This window comes from Fulvivirga sedimenti (assembly GCF_020328055.1).
Map to the genome: position 1 here is coordinate 423381 of NZ_JAIXNE010000001.1, position 21101 is coordinate 444481.

General features: G+C 45.2%; 21 protein-coding genes. 14 read left to right on the forward strand and 7 right to left on the reverse strand.

Annotated elements, in window-relative coordinates:
- Positions 1-196: 196 nt before the first annotated feature.
- From LDX50_RS01910 to LDX50_RS01955, 10 genes are all read left to right on the forward strand, one after another.
- Entirely contained in the window at positions 197-1822 is a 1626-nt protein-coding gene (locus LDX50_RS01910; RefSeq protein WP_225696711.1) for a CTP synthase, read from the forward strand.
- A gap of 20 nt (positions 1823-1842) precedes the next feature.
- On the forward strand, positions 1843-3651 hold the full coding sequence (gene yidC, locus LDX50_RS01915) for a membrane protein insertase YidC (protein ID WP_225696712.1): 1809 nt from the start codon (positions 1843-1845) through the stop codon (positions 3649-3651).
- A 138-nt stretch (positions 3652-3789) separates the two neighbouring features.
- The gene (locus LDX50_RS01920) at positions 3790-4470 is read left to right on the forward strand and encodes a metal-dependent hydrolase (RefSeq protein ID WP_225696713.1); all 681 of its coding nucleotides are present in this window, start codon (positions 3790-3792) and stop codon (positions 4468-4470) included.
- Between the two features lie 7 nt (positions 4471-4477).
- Positions 4478-5248, forward strand: coding sequence for a ParA family protein (locus tag LDX50_RS01925; protein WP_225696714.1), 771 nt, complete (start codon positions 4478-4480; stop codon positions 5246-5248).
- A 31-nt stretch (positions 5249-5279) separates the two neighbouring features.
- Complete coding sequence (locus LDX50_RS01930; protein WP_225696715.1) at positions 5280-6164, forward strand: ParB/RepB/Spo0J family partition protein; 885 nt, start codon at positions 5280-5282, stop codon at positions 6162-6164.
- Entirely contained in the window at positions 6164-6760 is a 597-nt protein-coding gene (locus LDX50_RS01935) for a DUF5683 domain-containing protein (RefSeq protein ID WP_225696716.1), read from the forward strand. The genes LDX50_RS01930 and LDX50_RS01935 overlap by 1 nt, the downstream gene beginning before the upstream one ends.
- Position 6761: 1 nt before the next feature.
- A complete protein-coding gene (gene dapB, locus LDX50_RS01940; protein WP_225696717.1) occupies positions 6762-7475 on the forward strand; it encodes a 4-hydroxy-tetrahydrodipicolinate reductase in 714 nt (237 codons plus the stop codon).
- A 71-nt stretch (positions 7476-7546) separates the two neighbouring features.
- A complete protein-coding gene (lepB, locus tag LDX50_RS01945; RefSeq protein WP_225696718.1) occupies positions 7547-8704 on the forward strand; it encodes a signal peptidase I in 1158 nt (385 codons plus the stop codon).
- A gap of 56 nt (positions 8705-8760) precedes the next feature.
- On the forward strand, positions 8761-9165 hold the full coding sequence (locus LDX50_RS01950) for a hypothetical protein (protein WP_225696719.1): 405 nt from the start codon (positions 8761-8763) through the stop codon (positions 9163-9165).
- Between the two features lie 41 nt (positions 9166-9206).
- Entirely contained in the window at positions 9207-9623 is a 417-nt protein-coding gene (locus tag LDX50_RS01955; RefSeq protein ID WP_225696720.1) for a (4Fe-4S)-binding protein, read from the forward strand.
- 2 nt (positions 9624-9625) lie between these two features.
- Here LDX50_RS01955 and LDX50_RS01960 read toward each other — a convergent pair whose 3' ends face one another.
- Together LDX50_RS01960 and LDX50_RS01965 are read right to left on the reverse strand one after the other, a co-directional pair.
- Entirely contained in the window at positions 9626-10549 is a 924-nt protein-coding gene (locus tag LDX50_RS01960) for a DUF4249 domain-containing protein (RefSeq protein WP_225696721.1), read from the reverse strand.
- Complete coding sequence (locus tag LDX50_RS01965) at positions 10549-12930, reverse strand: TonB-dependent receptor (RefSeq protein ID WP_225696722.1); 2382 nt, start codon at positions 12928-12930, stop codon at positions 10549-10551. Before LDX50_RS01965 ends, LDX50_RS01960 begins: the two co-directional genes overlap by 1 nt.
- 145 nt (positions 12931-13075) lie before the next feature.
- Between LDX50_RS01965 and LDX50_RS01970 the strand changes: the two genes are divergently transcribed.
- The 3 genes from LDX50_RS01970 to LDX50_RS01980 are packed head-to-tail and all read left to right on the forward strand — an operon-like array spanning position 13076 to position 15933.
- A complete protein-coding gene (locus tag LDX50_RS01970; RefSeq protein WP_225696723.1) occupies positions 13076-14017 on the forward strand; it encodes a YheT family hydrolase in 942 nt (313 codons plus the stop codon).
- Positions 14018-14050: 33 nt separating this feature from the next.
- Positions 14051-14746, forward strand: a complete 696-nt coding sequence (locus LDX50_RS01975; protein WP_225696724.1) for an SOS response-associated peptidase — start codon at positions 14051-14053, stop codon at positions 14744-14746.
- Complete coding sequence (locus LDX50_RS01980) at positions 14746-15933, forward strand: tetratricopeptide repeat protein (RefSeq protein ID WP_225696725.1); 1188 nt, start codon at positions 14746-14748, stop codon at positions 15931-15933. The genes LDX50_RS01975 and LDX50_RS01980 overlap by 1 nt, the downstream gene beginning before the upstream one ends.
- On the opposite strand, the gene LDX50_RS01985 is transcribed toward LDX50_RS01980, so the two are convergent.
- From LDX50_RS01985 to LDX50_RS02005, 5 genes are all read right to left on the reverse strand, one after another.
- Positions 15930-16715, reverse strand: coding sequence for a hypothetical protein (locus LDX50_RS01985; RefSeq protein WP_225696726.1), 786 nt, complete (start codon positions 16713-16715; stop codon positions 15930-15932). The two genes, LDX50_RS01980 and LDX50_RS01985, sit on opposite strands and share 4 nt — an antisense overlap.
- Before the next feature lie 189 nt (positions 16716-16904).
- Positions 16905-17261, reverse strand: coding sequence for an MmcQ/YjbR family DNA-binding protein (locus LDX50_RS01990; RefSeq protein WP_225696727.1), 357 nt, complete (start codon positions 17259-17261; stop codon positions 16905-16907).
- A 1-nt stretch (position 17262) separates the two neighbouring features.
- Positions 17263-17478 (reverse strand): DUF6728 family protein, encoded by a 216-nt coding sequence (locus tag LDX50_RS01995; RefSeq protein WP_338029988.1) that lies wholly within the window; start codon positions 17476-17478, stop codon positions 17263-17265.
- 11 nt (positions 17479-17489) lie between these two features.
- Positions 17490-19475, reverse strand: a complete 1986-nt coding sequence (ispG, locus tag LDX50_RS02000; protein WP_225696728.1) for a (E)-4-hydroxy-3-methylbut-2-enyl-diphosphate synthase — start codon at positions 19473-19475, stop codon at positions 17490-17492.
- Positions 19476-19552: 77 nt separating this feature from the next.
- Complete coding sequence (locus LDX50_RS02005; RefSeq protein WP_225696729.1) at positions 19553-20257, reverse strand: SDR family oxidoreductase; 705 nt, start codon at positions 20255-20257, stop codon at positions 19553-19555.
- Between the two features lie 114 nt (positions 20258-20371).
- Here LDX50_RS02005 and LDX50_RS02010 point away from each other — a divergent pair, with 114 nt between their 5' ends.
- Positions 20372-21100, forward strand: a complete 729-nt coding sequence (locus LDX50_RS02010; RefSeq protein WP_225696730.1) for an MlaE family ABC transporter permease — start codon at positions 20372-20374, stop codon at positions 21098-21100.
- Position 21101: the final 1 nt, after the last annotated feature.

Sequence of the window (21101 nt, forward strand, 5' to 3'; positions counted from 1 at the left end):
CTTTTATCACCGAAAAACACGGTACTGACGTTAAGCAACCTTATGGCTCGGCAGAATGCAGGACTTCCGCTGTAAGTTCTTCCCGGGAGGGACCGGCGTAATTTCGGAGTATATTTTTATCCATAGTACTATCTAATTCGCCATATTCCGTTACCTTTGTATCCCATAAGTTAAGCCACAACATTTTCCATGACTTATGGCCACCGCTAAATACATTTTCGTCACGGGGGGCGTGACTTCCTCATTAGGTAAAGGTATCATCTCTGCATCGCTGGGCAAGCTCCTGCAGGCACGAGGTTTTAAGGTTACTATACAGAAGTTCGACCCTTATATCAATATTGATCCGGGAACCCTGAATCCCTATGAACATGGAGAGTGTTTTGTGACGGACGACGGCGCAGAAACCGATCTGGATCTGGGTCATTATGAAAGATTCCTGAACAGGCCCACTTCACAGGCCAATAATATCACCACAGGAAGAATCTATAATAATGTCATCACCAAGGAACGTCGGGGTGAATACCTGGGTAAAACCGTTCAGGTTGTTCCCCACATCACCGATGAAATCAAGAGAAATGTATATTTGCTTGGCGAAAGCGGTGAATACGACTTCGTTATTACAGAGATTGGAGGCTGTGTGGGCGACATTGAGTCACTTCCATTTATTGAAGCCGTCCGCCAGGTAAAATGGGAAGTGGGTGCCAATAATTTCCTGGTAATTCACCTCACACTTATCCCCTACCTTAGCGCTGCCAAGGAATTAAAAACCAAGCCAACGCAGCACTCAGTAAAACAGCTGCTGGAAGCGGGTATTCAGCCGGATATCCTGGTTTGCCGCTCAGAGAGGCGCCTGCCCATGGAAATTCGCAAAAAAGTAGCCCTTTTCTGCAACGTAAACATCAATTCGGTGATCGAAGCATTGGATGCCGAATCGATCTATGATGTTCCGTTACTGATGAAAAAGGAAAAGCTTGCGGAGCGCGTACTTTCAAAATTGCGTATAGCCAATAAGAACGAACCGGACCTTGATCAATGGAAGAACTTCCTTGGGAAACTCAAAAATCCCGGAGACGAAATCAATATTGGCCTGGTAGGAAAATATGTTGAATTGCCCGATGCCTATAAATCGATCAACGAAGCATTTATTCACGCAGGTGTTGTAAACGAGTGCAAGGTTAACGTTCATTGGATCTCATCCGAAACCATCGATAAAACGAATTGTGCTGCGGTTCTTGACCGTATGGACGGAATTCTCGTGGCACCGGGATTTGGTGAACGTGGTGTCGAAGGAAAGATCGAAGCGGTGCGTTACGTCAGGGAGAACAATATTCCGTTTTTCGGAATCTGTCTGGGTATGCAGTGCGCAGTGATCGAATTTGCCAGAAACGTGCTCAACCTGAAGAAGGCATCATCCACCGAGCTGGATGAAAAAACGCCGGATCCGGTCATCGACCTGATGGATGAACAAAAAAATATTATCGATAAAGGTGGTACGATGCGTTTAGGTGCGTATCCTTGTGACTTGCAAAAGGGAAGCAAGGCCATGGCGGCATACGGAAAATCAAAAATCAGTGAACGCCATCGTCACAGGTATGAATTCAATAACAAATACCTGAAAAGAATGGAAGCGAAAGGAATGAAAGCGGTTGGGATCAATCCGGACACCGGCCTGGTCGAGGTGATCGAATTAAATGACCATCCATGGTTCGTCGGCACTCAGTTTCATCCGGAATTAAAAAGTACTGTGCTGAATCCGCATCCCCTTTTCGTGAAATTTGTGCAGGCAGCACACCAGTATAAAATCAACAACCCGAAAGATTAATTATTACGTAACAGAAAGATATGGACAGAAACCAGGCGATAGGGTTAATGTTAATGGCATTATTATTACTGCTGTACTTTCAGTTTTTCTCACCGGAGCCTCCAAAGGAAGAGCCCCGGGTACAAACTGAACAGGTTACAGAAAGTAATTCCCCGGAATTGAACGCCGGTTTACCGGCACAGGAGGATCCTTCATTACCCGATTCTCTTTTTGATGAGGTTTCACGTCAGCGACTTGGCATATTTGCCGCAGGTGCTCGAGGTACCGAGGAAGAAGTGGCCGTAGAAAACAGTCAGGTAGCTCTTACCTTTTCAACGCTTGGCGCACAGGTGGCTACTGTTGAGTTAAAGGATTTTACCACCTACGACGGCAAACCTCTTTACATCCTTACACCGGAAACGAGCAGAATTCATCAGCGGGTCAATGCGGATAACCGTGTAATTGACCTTACCGAGTTATATTACCAGAAGAAAACCTGGTCTGATAACGACACCAGCTACATTTCATTCACCCTGCCGCTTCCTTCCGGTGCAGTTGAACATATCTACAGCCTGCCTCCTTCCGGATACCAGGTTGGTTATGAACTGAAACTGAACGGGGCACGTGTGCAGGAAAGTGTTGATTTCAACTGGCGGGACAATCTCATCAAACAGGAAAAGGACATCACCCTGAGCCGTACCAACTCAACGATCAATTATTATACGACCGGAGGTGATTTCGACGGACTCGCTGAGCGCAGTACCAGTCTGGAAGAAAAATCAATCGAAGAGCCGCTGAAGTGGGTTTCCATCAAGCAAAGATTCTTTGTAGCTGCCATGATCGCTTCAGACAGATTCACGAATGTCGAAGTAAAAACACAGGCAGACCTGGCAGATTCTTCCATCGTAAAAGAGGCACAGGTTGCAATGTCGGTTCCGCTGGAGAACTCCGCCACGGGGTGGACGTATTATTTTGGTCCGAACGACTATCACATTCTTAAGGATGTGACCGAGGATTTCTCAAAGAACCTGTACCTCGGTTGGCCTCCTATGATTTGGGTGAACAAGTTTGTGATCATTCCTCTCTTTGATCTGCTGAATAATTTTATCGGAAACTACGGACTGATCATCATTATCATGGTTCTGATGATCAAGCTGGTATTATCTCCGCTATCGTATAAGTCATACCTCTCAATGGCTAAAATGAAGGTGTTGAAGCCGGAAATGGATGCCATTAAGGAAAAGCATGGCGATGACATGTCGGCCTCTCAACAGGAGACCATGAAACTCTATCAGCAGGTTGGGGTGAATCCTGTAAGCGGATGTGTACCAATGCTGCTGCAGATGCCCATTTTGTTTGCCATGTTCTACTTCTTTCCTCAGTCGATAGAATTGCGCGGTAAGCCATTCCTGTGGGCGGAAGACCTGAGTACGTACGATACATTCATACAGCTGCCTTTTACCATTCCTTTTTATGGAAGCCATGTGAGTTTATTTGTGCTGCTAATGACTGTATCCACAATTTTATATACCTGGTCGAACCAGCAGGTTAGTACTGTGCAGGGACCCATGAAGGCCTTTACCTACATGATGCCGCTGATTTTCATGTTTGTGCTGAACTCCTACCCTGCAGCGCTGAGTTTCTATTACTTCGTTTCAAACCTTGTCACATTCGGACAGCAGGCGGTGATACGCAAATTCGTGGATGACGATAAAATACGGGCGATCCTCGAAGAGAATAAGAAAAATGCAGGATCCCGGAAAAAATCGAAATTCCAGCAACGTCTTGAAGCGGCCATGAAGGCACAGCAGCAACAACAGCAGGAAAAGCCAAAGAAAAAGAAAAAATAATGTAAAAAAGGCAGGTGTGGAACCTGCCTTTTTTATGTGATCCGTCCCAAAAGAAGTAAGGAATTGCTGAAGGATTACCCCGTACAAATCGAATAAACTTATATCTTTGTATGCCTGTGAAATCAAATCTGTAATTTCATGAACGTTACCTATTACGGACATTCTTGCTTTGAATTGGAAATCAGTGACATACGCGTATTAATCGACCCGTTTATCACACCCAATCCCCTGGCTTCAGAAATAAACGTAGCAGCATTGCGGCCAAATTACATTCTGCTTTCCCATGGACATGGAGATCATACGGCAGACGTAGAGGTCATCGGCCGGGAATCAGATGCGATGATCATCAGTAATTATGAGATCGTCCAATGGTTTGCAGGAAAAGGCCTGTCGAACGGCCATGGCATGAACATCGGTGGTACGTGGAAATTTCCCTTCGGAAAGGTAAAAATGGTGAATGCGGTTCATTCCAGCAGTATGCCGGATGGAAGCTACGGAGGAAACCCGGCAGGTTTTATAATTGAAGCTGAAAATAAATTTTTTTATTATGCAGGTGATACTGCGCTGCATATGGACATGAAACAAATTAGTGATGATTTATCACTTGAACTGGCTTTCCTTCCGATCGGTGACAATTTCACGATGGGTATTGAAGATGCAGTAAAAGCAGCGAGATTTTGCGGTGCGAAAAAGGTTATCGGTATGCACTACGATACTTTTCCATTGGTGGAAATTGACCATAATGCTGCAAGGAAGACATTTGAAGATGCCGGAATCGAATTAATACTCATGTCTGTTGGCGAGACCCTAAACTTTTAATTTTTTGATGAGTAAAACTATTGCAATTGCAAATCAGAAAGGTGGTGTTGGTAAAACGACCACCGCGATGAACCTGGCCGCAAGTCTGGCCGCACTGGAACATAAAACACTCGTCGTGGATGCAGATCCACAGGCGAATTCGACTTCCGGACTTGGAATAAATCCCAAGGAAGTAGAAAACAGCATCTACGAATGCATGGTTGATGGTGTTCCGGCTTCCGAAGCCATCGTAGAAACCGATATCGATTATCTCCATATCCTGCCCTCGCATATTAACCTGGTGGGTGCTGAGGTAGAAATGGTGAGCATAGAGCAGCGCGAAGACAAGATGAAGATAGCCCTGGATGAAATTCGGGATCAGTATGATTTCATTATCATCGACTGCTCCCCTTCTCTGGGATTGATTACGATCAACTCACTAACCGCTTCTGATTCTGTACTCATTCCGGTACAATGTGAATATTTTGCACTGGAAGGACTCGGAAAATTGCTGAACACAATTAAAATCATTCAGAAGCGATTAAACCCTGCACTTGAAATTGAAGGTATTCTGCTCACCATGTACGATGTGAGGCTTCGTCTTTCAAATCAGGTAGTGGACGAGGTAAGGACCCATTTCAAACGAATGGTTTTCGATACCATCATCCCAAGAAATATTAAATTAAGTGAATCTCCTGGTTTTGGAATACCAGCAATTGCACATGATGCGGAAAGTAAAGGTGCTGTGAGTTACCTGAACCTGGCTAAGGAGATTCTTGAAAAGAACGGATTTACCTGAAAGTAAGGAGGGGATCATGACAAAAAAACCAATGAAAAAGAGAAATGCCCTTGGCCGGGGCCTCGGAGCCTTACTGGATGATTCCAGTCCGATAGAAAACCGGTTCGATTCACGTGATCCAAAGGAATCTGTTAGTTCAATAAATGAAATCCCCCTGGATTATATTGAAGTTAACCCTTTCCAGCCGAGGAGTCATTTTGACGAACGTGCCTTGCAGGAATTGGCAGACTCAATTAAAATGCAGGGGATCATACAACCCATCACAGTTCGCAAACTAAGTGATAAGCAGTATCAGCTTATTTCCGGCGAACGAAGATTGCAGGCCTCTAAAATGGCAGGATTAACCGCAATTCCTGCCTATATCCGAACCGCCGATGACCAGCAAATGCTGGAAATGGCATTGATTGAAAATATTCAGCGTGAAAACCTGAATGCTATTGAAGTAGCCCTAAGCTACCAGCGCCTGCTCTCTGAATGCGACCTGAAACAGGAAGAACTCGGAGACAGGGTCGGTAAAGACAGAAGTACGGTAAATAATTACCTGCGTCTGCTCAAGTTACCCCCTGATATTCAGGCAGGCCTGCGCGATAAGAAAATTTCTATGGGTCACGCACGTGCACTCATTACTATTGATGACGTGAGTCTTCAGCTTGAGATATTCAGACAAATACTGGCCAAAGATCTTTCCGTTCGTAAAGTGGAAGCACTGGTGCGCGAAGGAAATAAGGAGAAAAAAGCTCCCGCGCAGCCCCCTGCTGAAAATGGCAAAGAAATTGCTAAACTTCAGGGCAGGCTTTCCTCCCATTTTGGAAGCCGTGTACAGGTGAAGTCTTCCGATGGTAAAAAAGGAGAAATCAAAATTCCATTTGTTTCCATTGATGACCTGAACCGCATACTGGACATTCTCGATATGTAATGAAATATTCCATACTCCTGTTTTTCATTTGCATCAGCAGCTGGGTATCAGCCCAGGAAAATCAGACGGATTCAATACCGCAAACCGTGATTGACACTGTTCGCGAAGTTCGTGATATCGAAGAAATAGAAATGTACGCGAAAAAATTTGTTCCCCGAAGAGCTTCGCTGTACGCAGCGATCCTGCCCGGAGCAGGACAGATTTATAACCGCAAGTACTGGAAACTTCCGCTGGTTTATGGTGGTTTTATTGCCCTGGGATTGACGGTCGATTTCTATAACGGCCTTTACCAACAATACAGATCAGACATTTTCGGATTCCTTGAGGACCCTAATTATAGCTCCTCGACGGGTGCAAATCTGGACCGGACACGTACCTTGGCTGATAACGCAAGGAGAGACAGGGATTTCTGGATTGCAATGACCGGCATATTCTATCTCCTGCAGATCGCCGATGCACACATCGATGCGCATCTGAAGGAATTCGAACTTAACCCCAACCTCCAGATCTCATTTGAACCTTCTGTAGATCCTACATATTTCGCCGGATATGTTCAGGGATTCTCATCAGGTATATCCATTAAACTCAAATTCTGACATGAATATTTTATTACTCGGTTATGGAAAAATGGGTAAAACCATCGAGGAAATTGCCGTTTCCCGTGGCCATCAGGTAATCGGCAGGATCGATAATCAGATGGAGTCTAAAGAAGCCTTCAATAAAGATAATACCGATGTGGCCATCGAATTCAGTCAGCCCGATGCAGCGGTTGAAAATATTTCCTGGTGCCTGCGTATGGGAATACCCGTACTGAGTGGTACAACTGGATGGCTTGGCCAGCGCAATGAGGTGGTTGATCTGTGCAGGGAAGAATCCGGCACCTTTTTCTATGCTTCCAACTACAGCCTCGGAGTGAATATATTTTTCAAATTAAACGAGTTCCTGGCTAAAGTGATGCAACGGTTTCCCTCCTATGATATCCAGATGGAAGAGATCCATCATACCGAAAAGAAGGATTCACCGAGCGGGACTGCAATTACAATAGCAGAGACAATTATTGAGAACATCGGAAGAAAAGAGAAGTGGGTTGAGGGAGTCGCAAATTTTCAGGCCGAACTCGGCATACGATCTTTGCGCGAGCCCAATGTCCCCGGAACTCATACTGTCATTTACAGCAACGACGAAGATTCCATCGAATTGAAACATATTGCTCACTCCAGAAGGGGATTTGCACTGGGTGCTGTACTTGTCGCCGAGTGGCTTCCGGGTAAAAAGGGAGTACTGGGGATGGATGAATTCCTTGATTTATAATTTTTTATCTTTCTTTGTAAGCTTTTCCCACCTTGGGGTACTGATATACTATAACTCTTTTAAAAACTGATATGAACTGGAAATTCTGGAAAAAGACGAAACCGAAAAAGAAGAAATCAGTTGTGCGAGAATGGGGAGACGCCATACTCTTTGCCGTTATCGCGGCAACCCTCATCCGCTTTTTCATTATGGAAGCCTTTACCATTCCTACCCCTTCCATGGAAAAGTCATTATTGGTAGGTGATTTTCTATTTGTAAGCAAATTTCACTACGGGGCAAGAACTCCGGCAACACCGCTGCAGGTTCCTCTCACCCATCAGAAAATCTGGTTCACCAATATCCCATCCTATTCCGATGCAATTCAGCTGCCACAGTACCGACTACCGGGTTTTACGCATGTGAAACGTAATGATGTGGTGGTCTTTAATGTACCGGGAATCGCCGAAAGCAATTTCGAGGAGCCTAACAAAGATAAATGGATCGACTATCCGGTTGACCTGAAAACAAACTATATCAAGCGTTGTGTGGCGGTAGCTGGCGATACCCTTGAGATTCGTGATGCCGTATTGCTCGTGAACGGTGAGGATTTTGACAAACCCGAAAAGATGCAGTTTGCCTACGCGGTTGTTTCAAATGTAGACATCTCGGAACGTGTGCTTGACAACCTGGAAATCGAAAGGCCCGCAGGTATCATGGGACGCCAAGGCAACCTGGTCCAGTATCTCTTTCACCTCACACAGGAAGAGAAAGAAAAGCTGGAAACCCAGAAATTCGTTCAGAGCATAACCCAAATGAAACATGAAAAAGGAGAGTATGAGTACAATACTCAGAACCCTATCTTCCCCGCAAATCCTGAACTCTTCCCCTGGAATGAAGAATGGTTCGGGCCGCTTTGGGTTCCCAGTGAAGGCGCAACTATCGATATAAACGAAAGAACCCTGGCCCTCTACGGCAAGGTGATCACAAAATTTGATCACAACAAAAATGCCGAGATCAGAGATGGGAAATTGTTTATTGACGAACAGGAAGTGTCCAGCTACACTTTTAACCAGGATTATTATTTTATGATGGGTGACAACCGGAATAATTCTCTGGATTCAAGATTTTGGGGATTTGTACCCGCAGATCATATTGTGGGCAAAGGATTCTTTATCTGGCTGTCCCTCGACGGTGAAGAATCATTCCTCAGTAAAATCAGGTGGAGCCGTTTCTTTAAGGTCATCCGTTAACATGGATTACAACCAATTTCAATTTAAGGTTGTCTGTAAAGAAAGTTAATCTGTTCATGAGATTTGCAAGAATCAAATGTTTGGTGTGGATAGGGCTGGCGGCCCTATCCTTTTCCTGTTCCGACGACGACAATAGCCTGGCCCCGGATGCAGCATATACGGGCTATTTCTATCGTTTAACACCACAAGGCAGGATTCAGACCTCAAATGTCACCCTCGAACTCAGCGGAAATAAATTTTCTGGTATTTCATCCATAACTCATTATCCGGCCATCTGCTCTGGCACTTTCACCCGCGATCAAAAGAAGCTGGAATTTGAAAATGAATGTGTATTTACGGCCGACTTCGACTGGACCTATATTGTTGACGGTACATATGAAATAAGTGAAGATGCCGACAATCTTTACTTTATTCAGGACCTGGGTGATGAGATTTACAACGTTTTCAGATTCCCGCGATAGAGATCATTTGAATAGTAATCATTGAATTCGTAACTTCTCATATGAAAGAGATTACGAAAAAATATTCCGAAGGTGATCTGACCGTAATTTGGCAGCCTCATAAATGTATACATTCTGAAAAATGCATGAGAGGTCTTCCTTCTGTATTTCAACCCGACAATAAACCCTGGATCAATCCTGCAGGAGCAAGTGCAGATGCCGTCAGGAAACAAATAGATAAATGTCCGTCCGGGGCACTATCCTATGAAGGTCAGCATACCACCTCATCGAATGAATCTTCCCTCCGGGTTGAAGTGAGAAAGAACGGCCCGTTACTCATACATTCAAAAATGATTCTGGAATCTGATGGCGTTGAGAAACCTATCGATGCAGCGGCCACTGCTTTTTGCAGGTGCGGAGCATCCTCAAATAAACCATTTTGTGACGGATCACATAAAAAGATAAATTTCGAGGGATAGTTTCACTCGTTCAGGCGTCTGCCGTTTCCTTTTACCGCGGAAACAGAAAAATATCCAACAACTGGTTCTGGTTCGCTTGCCGGTGAATCGGTGATCACAATGTTGGTAGGTACGTTCTCCAGGGGCTCGGCAAATATTTCATCAAAACCACCATCCCTCTGCGTTTGAATTCGTACCTGGTTCAGGAATTCCCAGGTGTCCGCAGTTATGGAATGAATCTCTACATACAGGGAGTCTCCCTGCACAAATGGCAATATCTGATCCAGGTCATCATTCAATGGGTTTACCGCATCCTGGATAGGCTGAATAAAGACCACACCATCTATGTTCCCACCCGGGGTGAAGCCTGCATCGGCGGCAATATTTAATTCAAAAGGACGAATTAGTAATGTATCATTCTTGTAGGCCTTGATCCAGTAAAAATCGCCCGGACCGACAAAGTCCATTGAGCGAAACTCAGCGTAATAGCCAGTTTCCTGGAAAGGGGTGCCATCTTCCTTAAATGTAAAGAACACCGAATCTACCTCCGGAACGCGTTTCATTTCAGAAACAGCCTGATAGGTTGTGCCTTCATTTTCAACCGTGAGCTGATACGTTCTTCCTACGGTTCCTATCAATTCGCCGGCCTGGGGCGACCAGATATATTCGCCGGCCGTTACTCCCTCGTTAAAGGTAAAAATATTCCCAAGGTCGTCTTCCACCTGTACGACCGCACCTGAGACGCCTGTTGGCAGTGAATTGGAAAAGTAAGGTTGTGTCATGGTGAGGATTATCTTCTGATCCCCGGGCTTATCGTTTAAAAATGCATCCACTACCAGAACGGGGGGTGCATCCGGCAAATCAAGCGTAACCTGGTCCTCGCATGCCCAGCATGCTATCAGCATTACGATGGCAACCAACGGAATATGTAAGACTTTCTTCATCATCAAAATCGAAAATTATAGGATACAGATGGAACGACGCTTCCGATAATTGAAAATTTATAGGCCAGTGATTCTACAGGCTGGCCCACAATTGGCCGCGCATTCTCCTGCGCAAAGAAAATGGAAAATGGATTCCGACGACCATAGACATTATAAATGGAAAAGACGAGGTAGTCTTCATTCTTTCTTGCCTTGCCTTTTTTCTCCCGCTTCATTTGCCAGGTGAGAGAAACATCCAGTCGGTGCGAGGCCGGGATCCTGAAGTTATTCCGGGTATTGTAATAATTGAAAGGAATCACAAGACCCTGTACCGTAAGCCGGGATGTAGGCGCTGTAATCGGCGTGCCAGACGTGTAGGAGAAGTTGGCCGAGAGGGATGTCCTTTCCGACAAATCATAATTCGCAAATACTTTCAAATTATGTGTCTGGTCAAAACGCGTAGGATACCATTCCCCGGAATTGATTCCGTCTACCTGCAGTTCGGTTTTTCCGAGGGTGTAGCTAATCCAGCCATTCAGATCTCCCTTGTTCTTTTTAACACTTAATTCGAGTCCGTACGCCCGTCCATCGCCCTGAATGATATCACCTTCCAGTAATTCATTAATAAACAATTCGGCCCCGCGCACATATTCCACCTGGTTCTTGGTATCACGGTAATAGACCTCAAGGGATGTCTCAAAATCATCTCCTTCCCCAAAGTTCCGGAAATAGCCCAGGGCAAACTGGTCTCCGATCTGAGGCTGGATATTATTGGTACTCGGTGTCCATATATCAATGGGTGTTGGCGCGGCGGTATTACTGATCAGGTGGATATACTGGGCCGTACGTGCATAACTGGCTTTGATGGAGCTCTTTCCAAAACGGTAACGAACTGAAGCTCGGGGTTCAAGGTTCTGATAGGCCTGAATGAGTTCTCCGTCCCCTGCCTCATAAATTTCCTCGGTGTTCGGCGGACGCCGGTCTCCGGGCGTCGAAGGAAGGAATTCATACACGGTGCCAGGTCCCAGGTAGTGAAAAAACGAATACCGCAGACCATACCGGAGTGTGAGATTGGATCCAAGCTCCTGTGTATTATCTACATATAAAGCACCTTCCAGTGAGAACTTATCATTCAGGCTGATATCCTGGGTAACCCCATCTGATACCCCTATCGCCCGGGCCGGATTAAAATCGTAATAATTCAGGTCCCCTCCGAAGTTGATCTCGTTCCGCGGATTAATGAAATATGTAAACGACGGCTTAAATGAATAGGTAATGATGCTTGAATCCCAATCGAATTTATCCTGATTGCTCTCCCCAAAACTGAAGCCGTAATCAAAATTACTAATGAATGCCGTTACGTTTGAAAAGAGCCGGCTGTTGAAGATGTGGTTCCAGCGGAAGGTCGTGGTAATATTACCCCAGTTAAAACCCTGGTTTTCATCGAATTTAAACACGTCTCTCCCAAAATAACCTGAGAGGAATATCCGGTTTCGGCTGTCGATATTATAATTCACCTTGGTAGTGAGGTCATAGAAATAAAGTGTTGCACCGTCGGTGAAAGGTTTGGCAAAAAGATCCACATAAGACCTCCGGCCTGCCACGATGAAGGATGCTTTATCTTTCGCAATTGGTCCCTGTATCGCCAGTCGGCTGAAAACAGGCAGACCCACACCCCCGGATACCTCAAGCTCCTTGGCATTACCTTCCCTCATGCGTACATCCAGAATCGACGCAAGACGCCCACCATAATTCGCAGGCAGTGAACCTTTATAAAGTTTCACATCCTTAACGGCATCCGGATTAAATACCGAAAAGAATCCAAACAAATGTGAGGAATTATAAACAGGTGCTTCATCCAGCAAAACCAGGTTTTGCCCCACACTTCCACCACGAACGTTAAATCCGGCAGATCCCTCGCCCACCGAACTAACTCCCGGAAGCAGCTGCAGACTTTTCAGCACGTCCACCTCTCCTAAAAAAGCAGGTATTTTCTTTATTGTCTGGATCTCAAGTTTCTCGGTACTCATTTCCACACTGGAAACATTCACATCGAGGGGTTCATCGGTGATTACAACTTCCTCCAGTGTTTTTCCCTGCTGTACCAGCTCTACATCCAGCCGTAAATCATTTCCGAGCGAAACAGGCATCACCTGGCTTTCATATCCGATATATGAAAACTCAACTTCATACTCACCCACAGGCAGTGTGAGCGAATAGAACCCGTAAACATTGGTGGCCGTTCCATTCTGCGTGCCGCGCACGAAAATGGTAGCCCCTATCAGTGCTTCTCCGTTAGATTGATCCGTGATATAGCCGTTCAGTGCAAACTTCTGCTGCGCACTCCCTTCATGGAATCCTGCCAATCCGAATATTAATAGTACTGCCGTAAATAACCGGGTCATAGTCGGTACTTTATTTCTATGCAATGTTAAGATTAGTTAGGGGCAAATTGTTTTAATTTTTTCATAAAATATGGGACCGGAATTTATGAGGCATGAACTGTAAAAAACGAGGGGCAGACGCAGAATTAATTTATACATTAGTATTATGGATGAATATAAAGCCCCGCAAATCTATATTTCGCCGCATCTTGAAACCATTATACCGGCTCTATTCAGGCGCGTTAAGGACGTCATCTATCAGCGGGAACGAATAGAGACTCCCGACGGTGATTTCCTGGATCTGGACTGGATTCGGGACAACCGGGATCATCTTATTATTATTTCTCATGGGTTGGAAGGCGATTCACAAAGGCCCTACATCAAAGGCATGGCCCGGGCATTCAGTAAAAAAGGCTACGACATCCTGGCCTGGAATTTCCGCGGATGCAGTGGGGAAATGAACAGAAAACCCCGATTTTATCATAGTGGCGCAACTGAGGACCTGCGTCATATTATTTCCCATGCACTCAAGAATGGCTATGAGAAAATCTCGCTGGTAGGGTTCAGTCTCGGAGGCAACCTTACCCTCAAGTATCTTGGAGAGGGTTCGGTACCCGCACAGATTCAGAATGCTGTAACGTTTTCCGTTCCGCTTCATCTGTTGAGCAGCTGCGAGCAAATATCACAACCGGGCAACTGGATGTATTCGAGAAGATTTCTTGTTAATCTCAAGGAGAAAATCCGTCTCAAAGAAGCGGCATTACCCGGATCAATGGACGTGACGCTCCTTGACAACATTAAAACCCTGATAGACTTTGATAATGCCTACACGGCGCCGCTTCACGGGTACCGCGATGCCGTGGATTACTATGAAAAATGCAGTGCGCTTTATTTCCTGGACAAAATCGAAACTCCTACGTTACTAATCAATGCACGCAACGATCCCTTTTTGTCGGAAAAATGTTATCCTGTTACCGAATTGGCAGATCACCCCTACATTACTTTCAGGGTACCCCATCAGGGCGGTCATGTCGGATTCACCTCCTTCAATCCGCATGGGGTCTTCTGGTCGGAGCAGCAGGCCATTCATTTCGTTGAAGGTCACTAAGTGAATTCAGGTAAATATTCCTACCTTCGTATTATGGGCGATCGATATACGATTACAGCATCAAGAGAGACACTTACGGAACGTTTTGCGCGTGATATTTCCGAACGTTACCAGCCGAGATATAATGCAGCGCCAACGCAGGTATTACCGGTGATCACCCAGGGTAGTCAGGGAATGAGCTACTTCTTCTGGGGTCAGCTGCCTGAACGTTCGAACAATAAACCCATCGGAGCCAAATTGTTATATGTGCAGTCGGATGCGCTTATTAACACCGCAGGAGGCCGGAGAATGCTCGAATCGTTTCGTTGCCTGGTTCCCGCAGATGGTTACTACGACTGGCGCCAGGTTAGCAAAAAAGGAAGAATACCGCATCGAATAGTTCGTCAGGATAACGGCATTTTTGCCATTGCCGGAATCTGGGAGGAGTTTGAAGATGATGAGGGACATGTCGTTCATACGTTCAAAATGATAACCGTACCTTCGAGCACAAACCTGAAAAACATTTCAACGACCATGCCACTCATACTTGACCGCCAACATGAAAATCTGTGGCTGGATCCCAATGCGTCCGTTGAAGATCTGGAAGGTTTGATTCATCCGCCTGCAGATGCCGAATTCCGCAGTTACACTGTATCTCCGCGCATTGAAAACCCGGACAATGATCAGCCCAACCTGATAAAACCATTTTCTCCCGCAGACCAATTCGGGAATTATTCACTCTTTGATTAATGAAATTTTATTTTTTGCTGGTTCTTTTAACCGTTGCTTCCATTAGTTCAAATGGTCAGCAACTCGACGCACTTCTCACTGCCGAACGCATTCTATCGGATGGGGATACGGTGCGCGCTTCAACGATTTTTCAGGAAATCCTCAGGAAATACCCAGACAGCTATGCAGCAGCACTAAGGCTCACAGAGGTTAATTATCAGCGGCGTCTTTACAGCGAGGCGATTCAATATAGTAATATTACCGAAGACATTCTGCTGCGCAAAATCGATTCACTGGATGAAAAGAGCACGTTAACAAGCACGGAGCTGGAACGGGAAAAACGCTATGCCGCCGATATGTCGTCACTCCATCATTTTAAAGGCAAGATCAGGCTGCGTCAGCATCGTGCCTACGATGCGCTGGAAGAATTCGACAAAGCGCTTGTATCCTCTTCGGATTCAGCGGCGATCATGCTGGATATGGGTCTTGCATATATTGAATTGAATCAGCCGGAACGGGCCAAAGCGGTATTTAACCAGGTGATCCGGCAGGATAACAACAACGCCGGAGCATATTTCAATATCGCCAATCTTTACTATAATAATCAGCAGTACGACAGTGCAAAATATTACTATCAGAAAACAGCATCTGTCGACCCTGAATTCGTATGGGCATACCTGTTTATGGGTGAAATCAATACCAGAATAAAACAGTATGACGAAGCCGTAAAAAATTATACGGATTATCTGAATTTCCAGCCTTCCGAATCGGTGTATTTCAAACGTGCTGTATTGTATGCCGAGCTTCGTGAATGGGAATCTTCCCTGAATGACTGGGACAGCGTATTGAGTATCAATCCCAAAAATCCGGAAGCCTACAGAAACAGGGGGTTGTCAAATTTCCAGGTACAGGATTACAGGTCGGCCATCAATGACTTTAACAATGCCCTCCTGCTGGATGAGGATCCCTACACATTTATCAACAGGGGATATTCTTACTACCTGATCAATGAACCCCGAAAAGCCATGGAGGATTTTGATACCGGCCTTGCGAGCCTTCCTGAATATTCGCTTGGATTCTATCTTCGTGCACTTACCTGGCAGCAATTAAGAAAACGCAAGCGTGCCTGTGAGGATTTACAAAAGGCTATTGACCTTGGCATGGATGAAGGGGAAATTGATAAGGAATTTCTGGGGTATTGTGATTAGAAGGTGGCGTCCGGACTGGTCGAATTCTCCTCTTCCTCCTCCTCATTCTCAGTCTCGTTCTTTTTCTTTTTCTTTTTATCCGGGTCTTCCAATTTCTGATCCTTGTCTTTCTTGTTCTTCTTGAAATTGAATACGCCCTTTTTTGGCTTGGTTTCGGAATCTTCCTCTACCTCATCGATATCTGTGGCATTGGTTTCCACATCAAACTCAGTATCATCGTCTTTCTTTTTCTTTTTGCCAAAAATCCGCTTAAAGAATCCAACCTTTTCCTCCTTCTGTTCCTGATCAGCCGCTGCTTCCATCTCCTTACCCATGTTGATGCGTACATCAGGATAAACCAGATATTCCCTTAAATACCACAGGTAAAGTTCCTGATCGATATTGAATTTTTCCTTTTTGAGGGATATAACATACACACTATCCGCAGGATTGGGCTGATCCAGCTCAGTGGAATCAATCACATCGCGTTCTGCGAGATAGAATTCATCATCCTGCACATCGGTAGAATCAACGATCTCGGGATAAATATCCGTCATGGCAATGGTCTGAAGACTTCGCAACTTGCGATGATAAGAAACAGGTTCAATGATGAGAAAGCGGTCTTTGCTGGCTTCAAAAACCTTGGGCATTGAATCCTCACCAAAATAACTGAACTGGCGTTTCAACGCGTCTTTATCATGTATAAAGGCACTTTGATACGCCGGACATATTGTACGTTCAGTACAGGCCTGGAATACAAGCAGCAGGATTAAGGCTGCCAACACATGTGAAAAAATTCTCATTCAAAAAATTATGACCCTTACAGACTAAAAAATAACGCAAAAGAAAAGACTTTCGCATATATGTCTGGTTCTTTATCAAAGGTAAACCCAAAAAATCATAAGATAAAGTATATTTTGCCTAATAATGGGTGTAAAAACGCATGTTTTCTTACCCGGGAGGTGTATTGCCGAATCCACAACAGGAAATGGCTACTTCATTCCTTCAAGTTCCTCGCGCATTTTCCGTGTTAATCCATTTACTACCAGCCTGTAGCTTTCGCTTATCAACTCCCTGACCACTGCATCCGGCACGCTCCCATCCATTTCAATAGTATTCCAGTGTTTTTTATTCATATGATAGCCCGGACGTATACCGGCATAATGTTCCCGAAGTCGTATCGCTTCTTCAGGGTCACACTTCAGGTTAATACTTACGAAATGGTCCACATCCGCCAGGGCAAACATCTTGCCCATCACCTTAAATACCAACGTGTTGTTATCGAAGGGAAATTCTTCGGTCACTCCCGGCCGGGAGATACATAACTCTCGAAAACTCTCTATGTCCACATCAGAGCCAATGCTTAATGATCATGTAGATCACCCCAACAAGAAAAATCAGTATGGAAATTTTGTTGATGCCATGCATCATTTTAATATTGATGTTGGATGGCCTGTTAGGATCTTTTTTCCTGAAAAAATAACCCCACACCTCTCCAAGCTGGAAATATTCCTTAAATGTGATCTTTTCTCTCTTGCTTGCTTCCTGATTCATCTCTTTCTGCATAATATTTTGTATTAACCGACTTCAGGCTCCGTCCAGTTCCCGTCGTCCCTGATAATTTCAATTAGTTCATCAACTGCACTTTCAGATGGCACTCCGCGCTTGATGACTTCTTTTCCTTTGTAAAGTGTGATTTTCCCTTTGCCGGACCCAACATATCCATAATCAGCATCCGCCATCTCCCCTGGACCGTTCACGATACAGCCCATAATTCCGATCTTGATTCCTTTGAGGTGATCGGTTCTCTTACGGATCATGGCAGTAGTTTCCTGAAGATCGAATAAGGTTCTTCCGCAGGACGGACAGGAAATGTACTCAGTCTTTGTCATTCGGGTTCTGGCCGCCTGCAAAATACCAAATGCAGTACTGTTGTAGGCTTTGATAATCTCCAGCTCTGCCTCATGATCTTCCGGCGAACGCAGGCTCGTCGATAAAATGATACCGTCTCCCAGCCCGTCAATCAGAAGTCCGCCCACATCTGTCGCAGCGAAAAGTTGAAGTTTATCTTCTCCTACGGCTCCATAAGCCCTCTCAATTACTACAGGGTTTTCCAAACCAAGGTTGATCAGCTCGAACATAAACCTTCTCAGCGCGGGCATCGCATGCTCATTAGAAGTATGCAACCAAAGAACTGTATTTGGTGTATTCCTTAGCTGATTCATCAGTGCAGGCTCCAATAATTGTTCAGCTTCGAGACGAAGGAAATTCAGAACGGGATGGAACGTTTCAGAGGTTAAAAATTCCTCGCGATTGAATAATGGGTATGTATGATGCTGGTCGTCATGACGCAGCCATGTTTCCGCGTCAAGAATTTGCCGAAGTCCGTTAGGTAACATGAACGGTACCGGAGATTTCCCCACATACAGATAGTCGGCCCCGATATCATTCATCTTCCACTTATCAAGTTCTGGAAGGTAGAAGTGACCGATGGCTTTCAGATCCTTATAATTTTTAATTTCCACGGCGGAAAGGTCGGCAATTACCCGTGGGACATTGCTCCCGCCGAAATTTGCAATTTCTGCTGTATGTCTTCTGTTATAGCTGAACGGGTCGATGGGAATTCGCTGTAAATCCGGAATACTCTTATGCCCGGATCTGTTGGTATACCGGTCAATGAGTGCCTTGGCGACCGGCGCTTCAAACTCCGGCTCTTCGGTAAGCGAAACCCTTACGGTATCACCAAGTCCGTCCTCCAGCAATGTTCCTATGCCTACTGCACTTTTGATCCGACCGTCTTCGCCGTCTCCCGCTTCAGTCACTCCCAGATGTAGCGGATATGGCTTAAAGCCTTCCTCGTCCAGTTTCTGAACCAAAAGTCTGTAGGCCTGGACCATGATCTGGGTATTACTCGCCTTCATGGAAAGCACAATATTATAATATTTGAGGTCCTCACAAATGCGTAGAAATTCGAGTGCCGATTCAACCATACCCAGCGGTGTATCACCGTAGCGGCTCATGATTCGATCCGACAATGAACCGTGGTTGGTTCCGATACGCATTGCAGTACCATATTCCTTGCAGATCTTTACGAGTGGCGTAAACTTTTCCCGAATTCTGTCGAGCTCTGCCTGGTAGGCGGCATCTGTATATTCGATTTCTTCAAACCGCTTCTTATCAGCATAATTTCCGGGATTTACCCGTACTTTCTCTACAATTCTGGCAGCCAGTTCTGCCGCGTTCGGGGTGAAATGGATATCTGCAACCAAGGGAACATAACATCCGCGCTTATGCAGTTCCTTCCGGATTTCCTCAAGATTTTGCGCCTCTTTGATGCTCGGGGCTGTAATTCTCACATATTCACAACCCGAATCCACCATTCTCAGTACCTGTTCCACAGATCCGATGGTATCCATCGTGTCGACTGTGGTCATTGACTGCACCCGGATCGGATGATCTCCACCCATAGGCACATCACCGATCGTAACAACGGAGGTTTTACGTCTTTTATATTCGGTAAGACTCGGACAATAAACGGAGGATTGTTCTTCCTGTATTTCCACGTTTCAGCTAATAAAATCTTCTGTAAAGGTAACTGTAAAGAAGGTAAATTGTTATGCAGCGGGCAATCAATTTGAAATCAGATATCCCCCAGCATGGGACGCAGGATTACCTCCTCCATCACAGTACGGTCAGACAGGTCATATGCATTCCAAAGCGCATCTGCCACATCTTCAGGACGCATGAATCGCTCTTCGGGTAATTCCACGCCCTCCCAGCTCGCTGTAAATGTAGCCCCCGGCAGAATTGAGGTGACACGGATTCCTTTGTCTTTCATTTCTTCACGAAGAACTTTGGAAAACCCGAGCAATGCGAATTTTGAAATACAATAGGATCCTCCGTTCACATAGGGTATGATGGAGGCCGTAGAGCACATGTTAAAAATATGGCCGGATTTTCTCCTGATCATGGATGGTAATAATCCTCGTGTGAGGTAGTATGCCGAATAAAGATTCGTATTGATCATTTTCTCCAGGGCTCCCTCGTCCTCCTTGTGTATTTCACCGGGAAGGAAGACTCCTGCATTGTTAACCAAAACATCCACTGTTTCTGTAATGCCTTCGATAAAACGCACGAATTCCTCAACCTCTTCCTTACGCGACATGTCTGTTGGAAGAAATGAAAGCCGGGATTCAAATTTACCCTCGATATCCTCCTTCAATTCATGAAGATAATCCTTGTTTCGGGCGCATGTGATGATGTCAAATCCGTTCAGGGCGGCTTTTTCAATGATGGCCTTGCCAATTCCCTTTGTTCCGCCGGTAACTACAATCGTCTTATTCATGTCTTCTTTTTTGAAATCCTTCTTCAGGAAGTACAATTAGGATAATATTAGTATCTTTCAGCCGCGGACAAGCGCAGCGAACAGGTAATCCTGCGAGATAATTTAAGTGTTTAAATGGAAACTCTAGGTAAGTATTTTATTTTTTTAGGGTCGCTCCTGGTCAACAGGGAATCGTTTAAAACATATTTTAAACTCACCATGGATGAATGCATCAATATTGGCATCAATTCCATATTTCTTGTTTCGCTGGTATCCTTCTTTATCGGGGCGGTAACAACCATCCAAACGGCCTACAACCTTGTTAGTCCGCTGATCCCCAATTATGTGATTTCCCTGGTGGTTCGTGATATGACCATTCTTGAACTTGCCCCTACTATCATTGCCATCATATATGCGGGAAAAGTGGGCTCAAGTCTGGCCAGTGGGTTGGGAACCATGCGCATTTCAGAGCAAATTGATGCATTGGAGGTGATGGGTATTAATTCAACCTCATACCTGGTACTGCCCAAGATCATTGCTTCCTTTATGATGTTCCCCATGCTGGTGATCCTTGCAGGTCTGTTGTCGATCCTTGGCGGATATCTTGCCGGGATTTTTACAGGGGTCATAACCGAATATGAATACATATACGGAATTCGTTTCGAATTCAATGAATATACAGTCACATTTGCCTTGATTAAGTCGTTCGTTTTCGCCTTTCTTGTCGCCTCCATCTCCTCCTATAAAGGGTTTTACATTCGGGGCGGAGCCCTTGAAGTAGGTCAGGCAAGTACGGCAGCCGTTACACAAAGCGTAATCGCAATCCTGACTGCTGATTACCTTCTGGCCCAATTGCTTTTGTAAT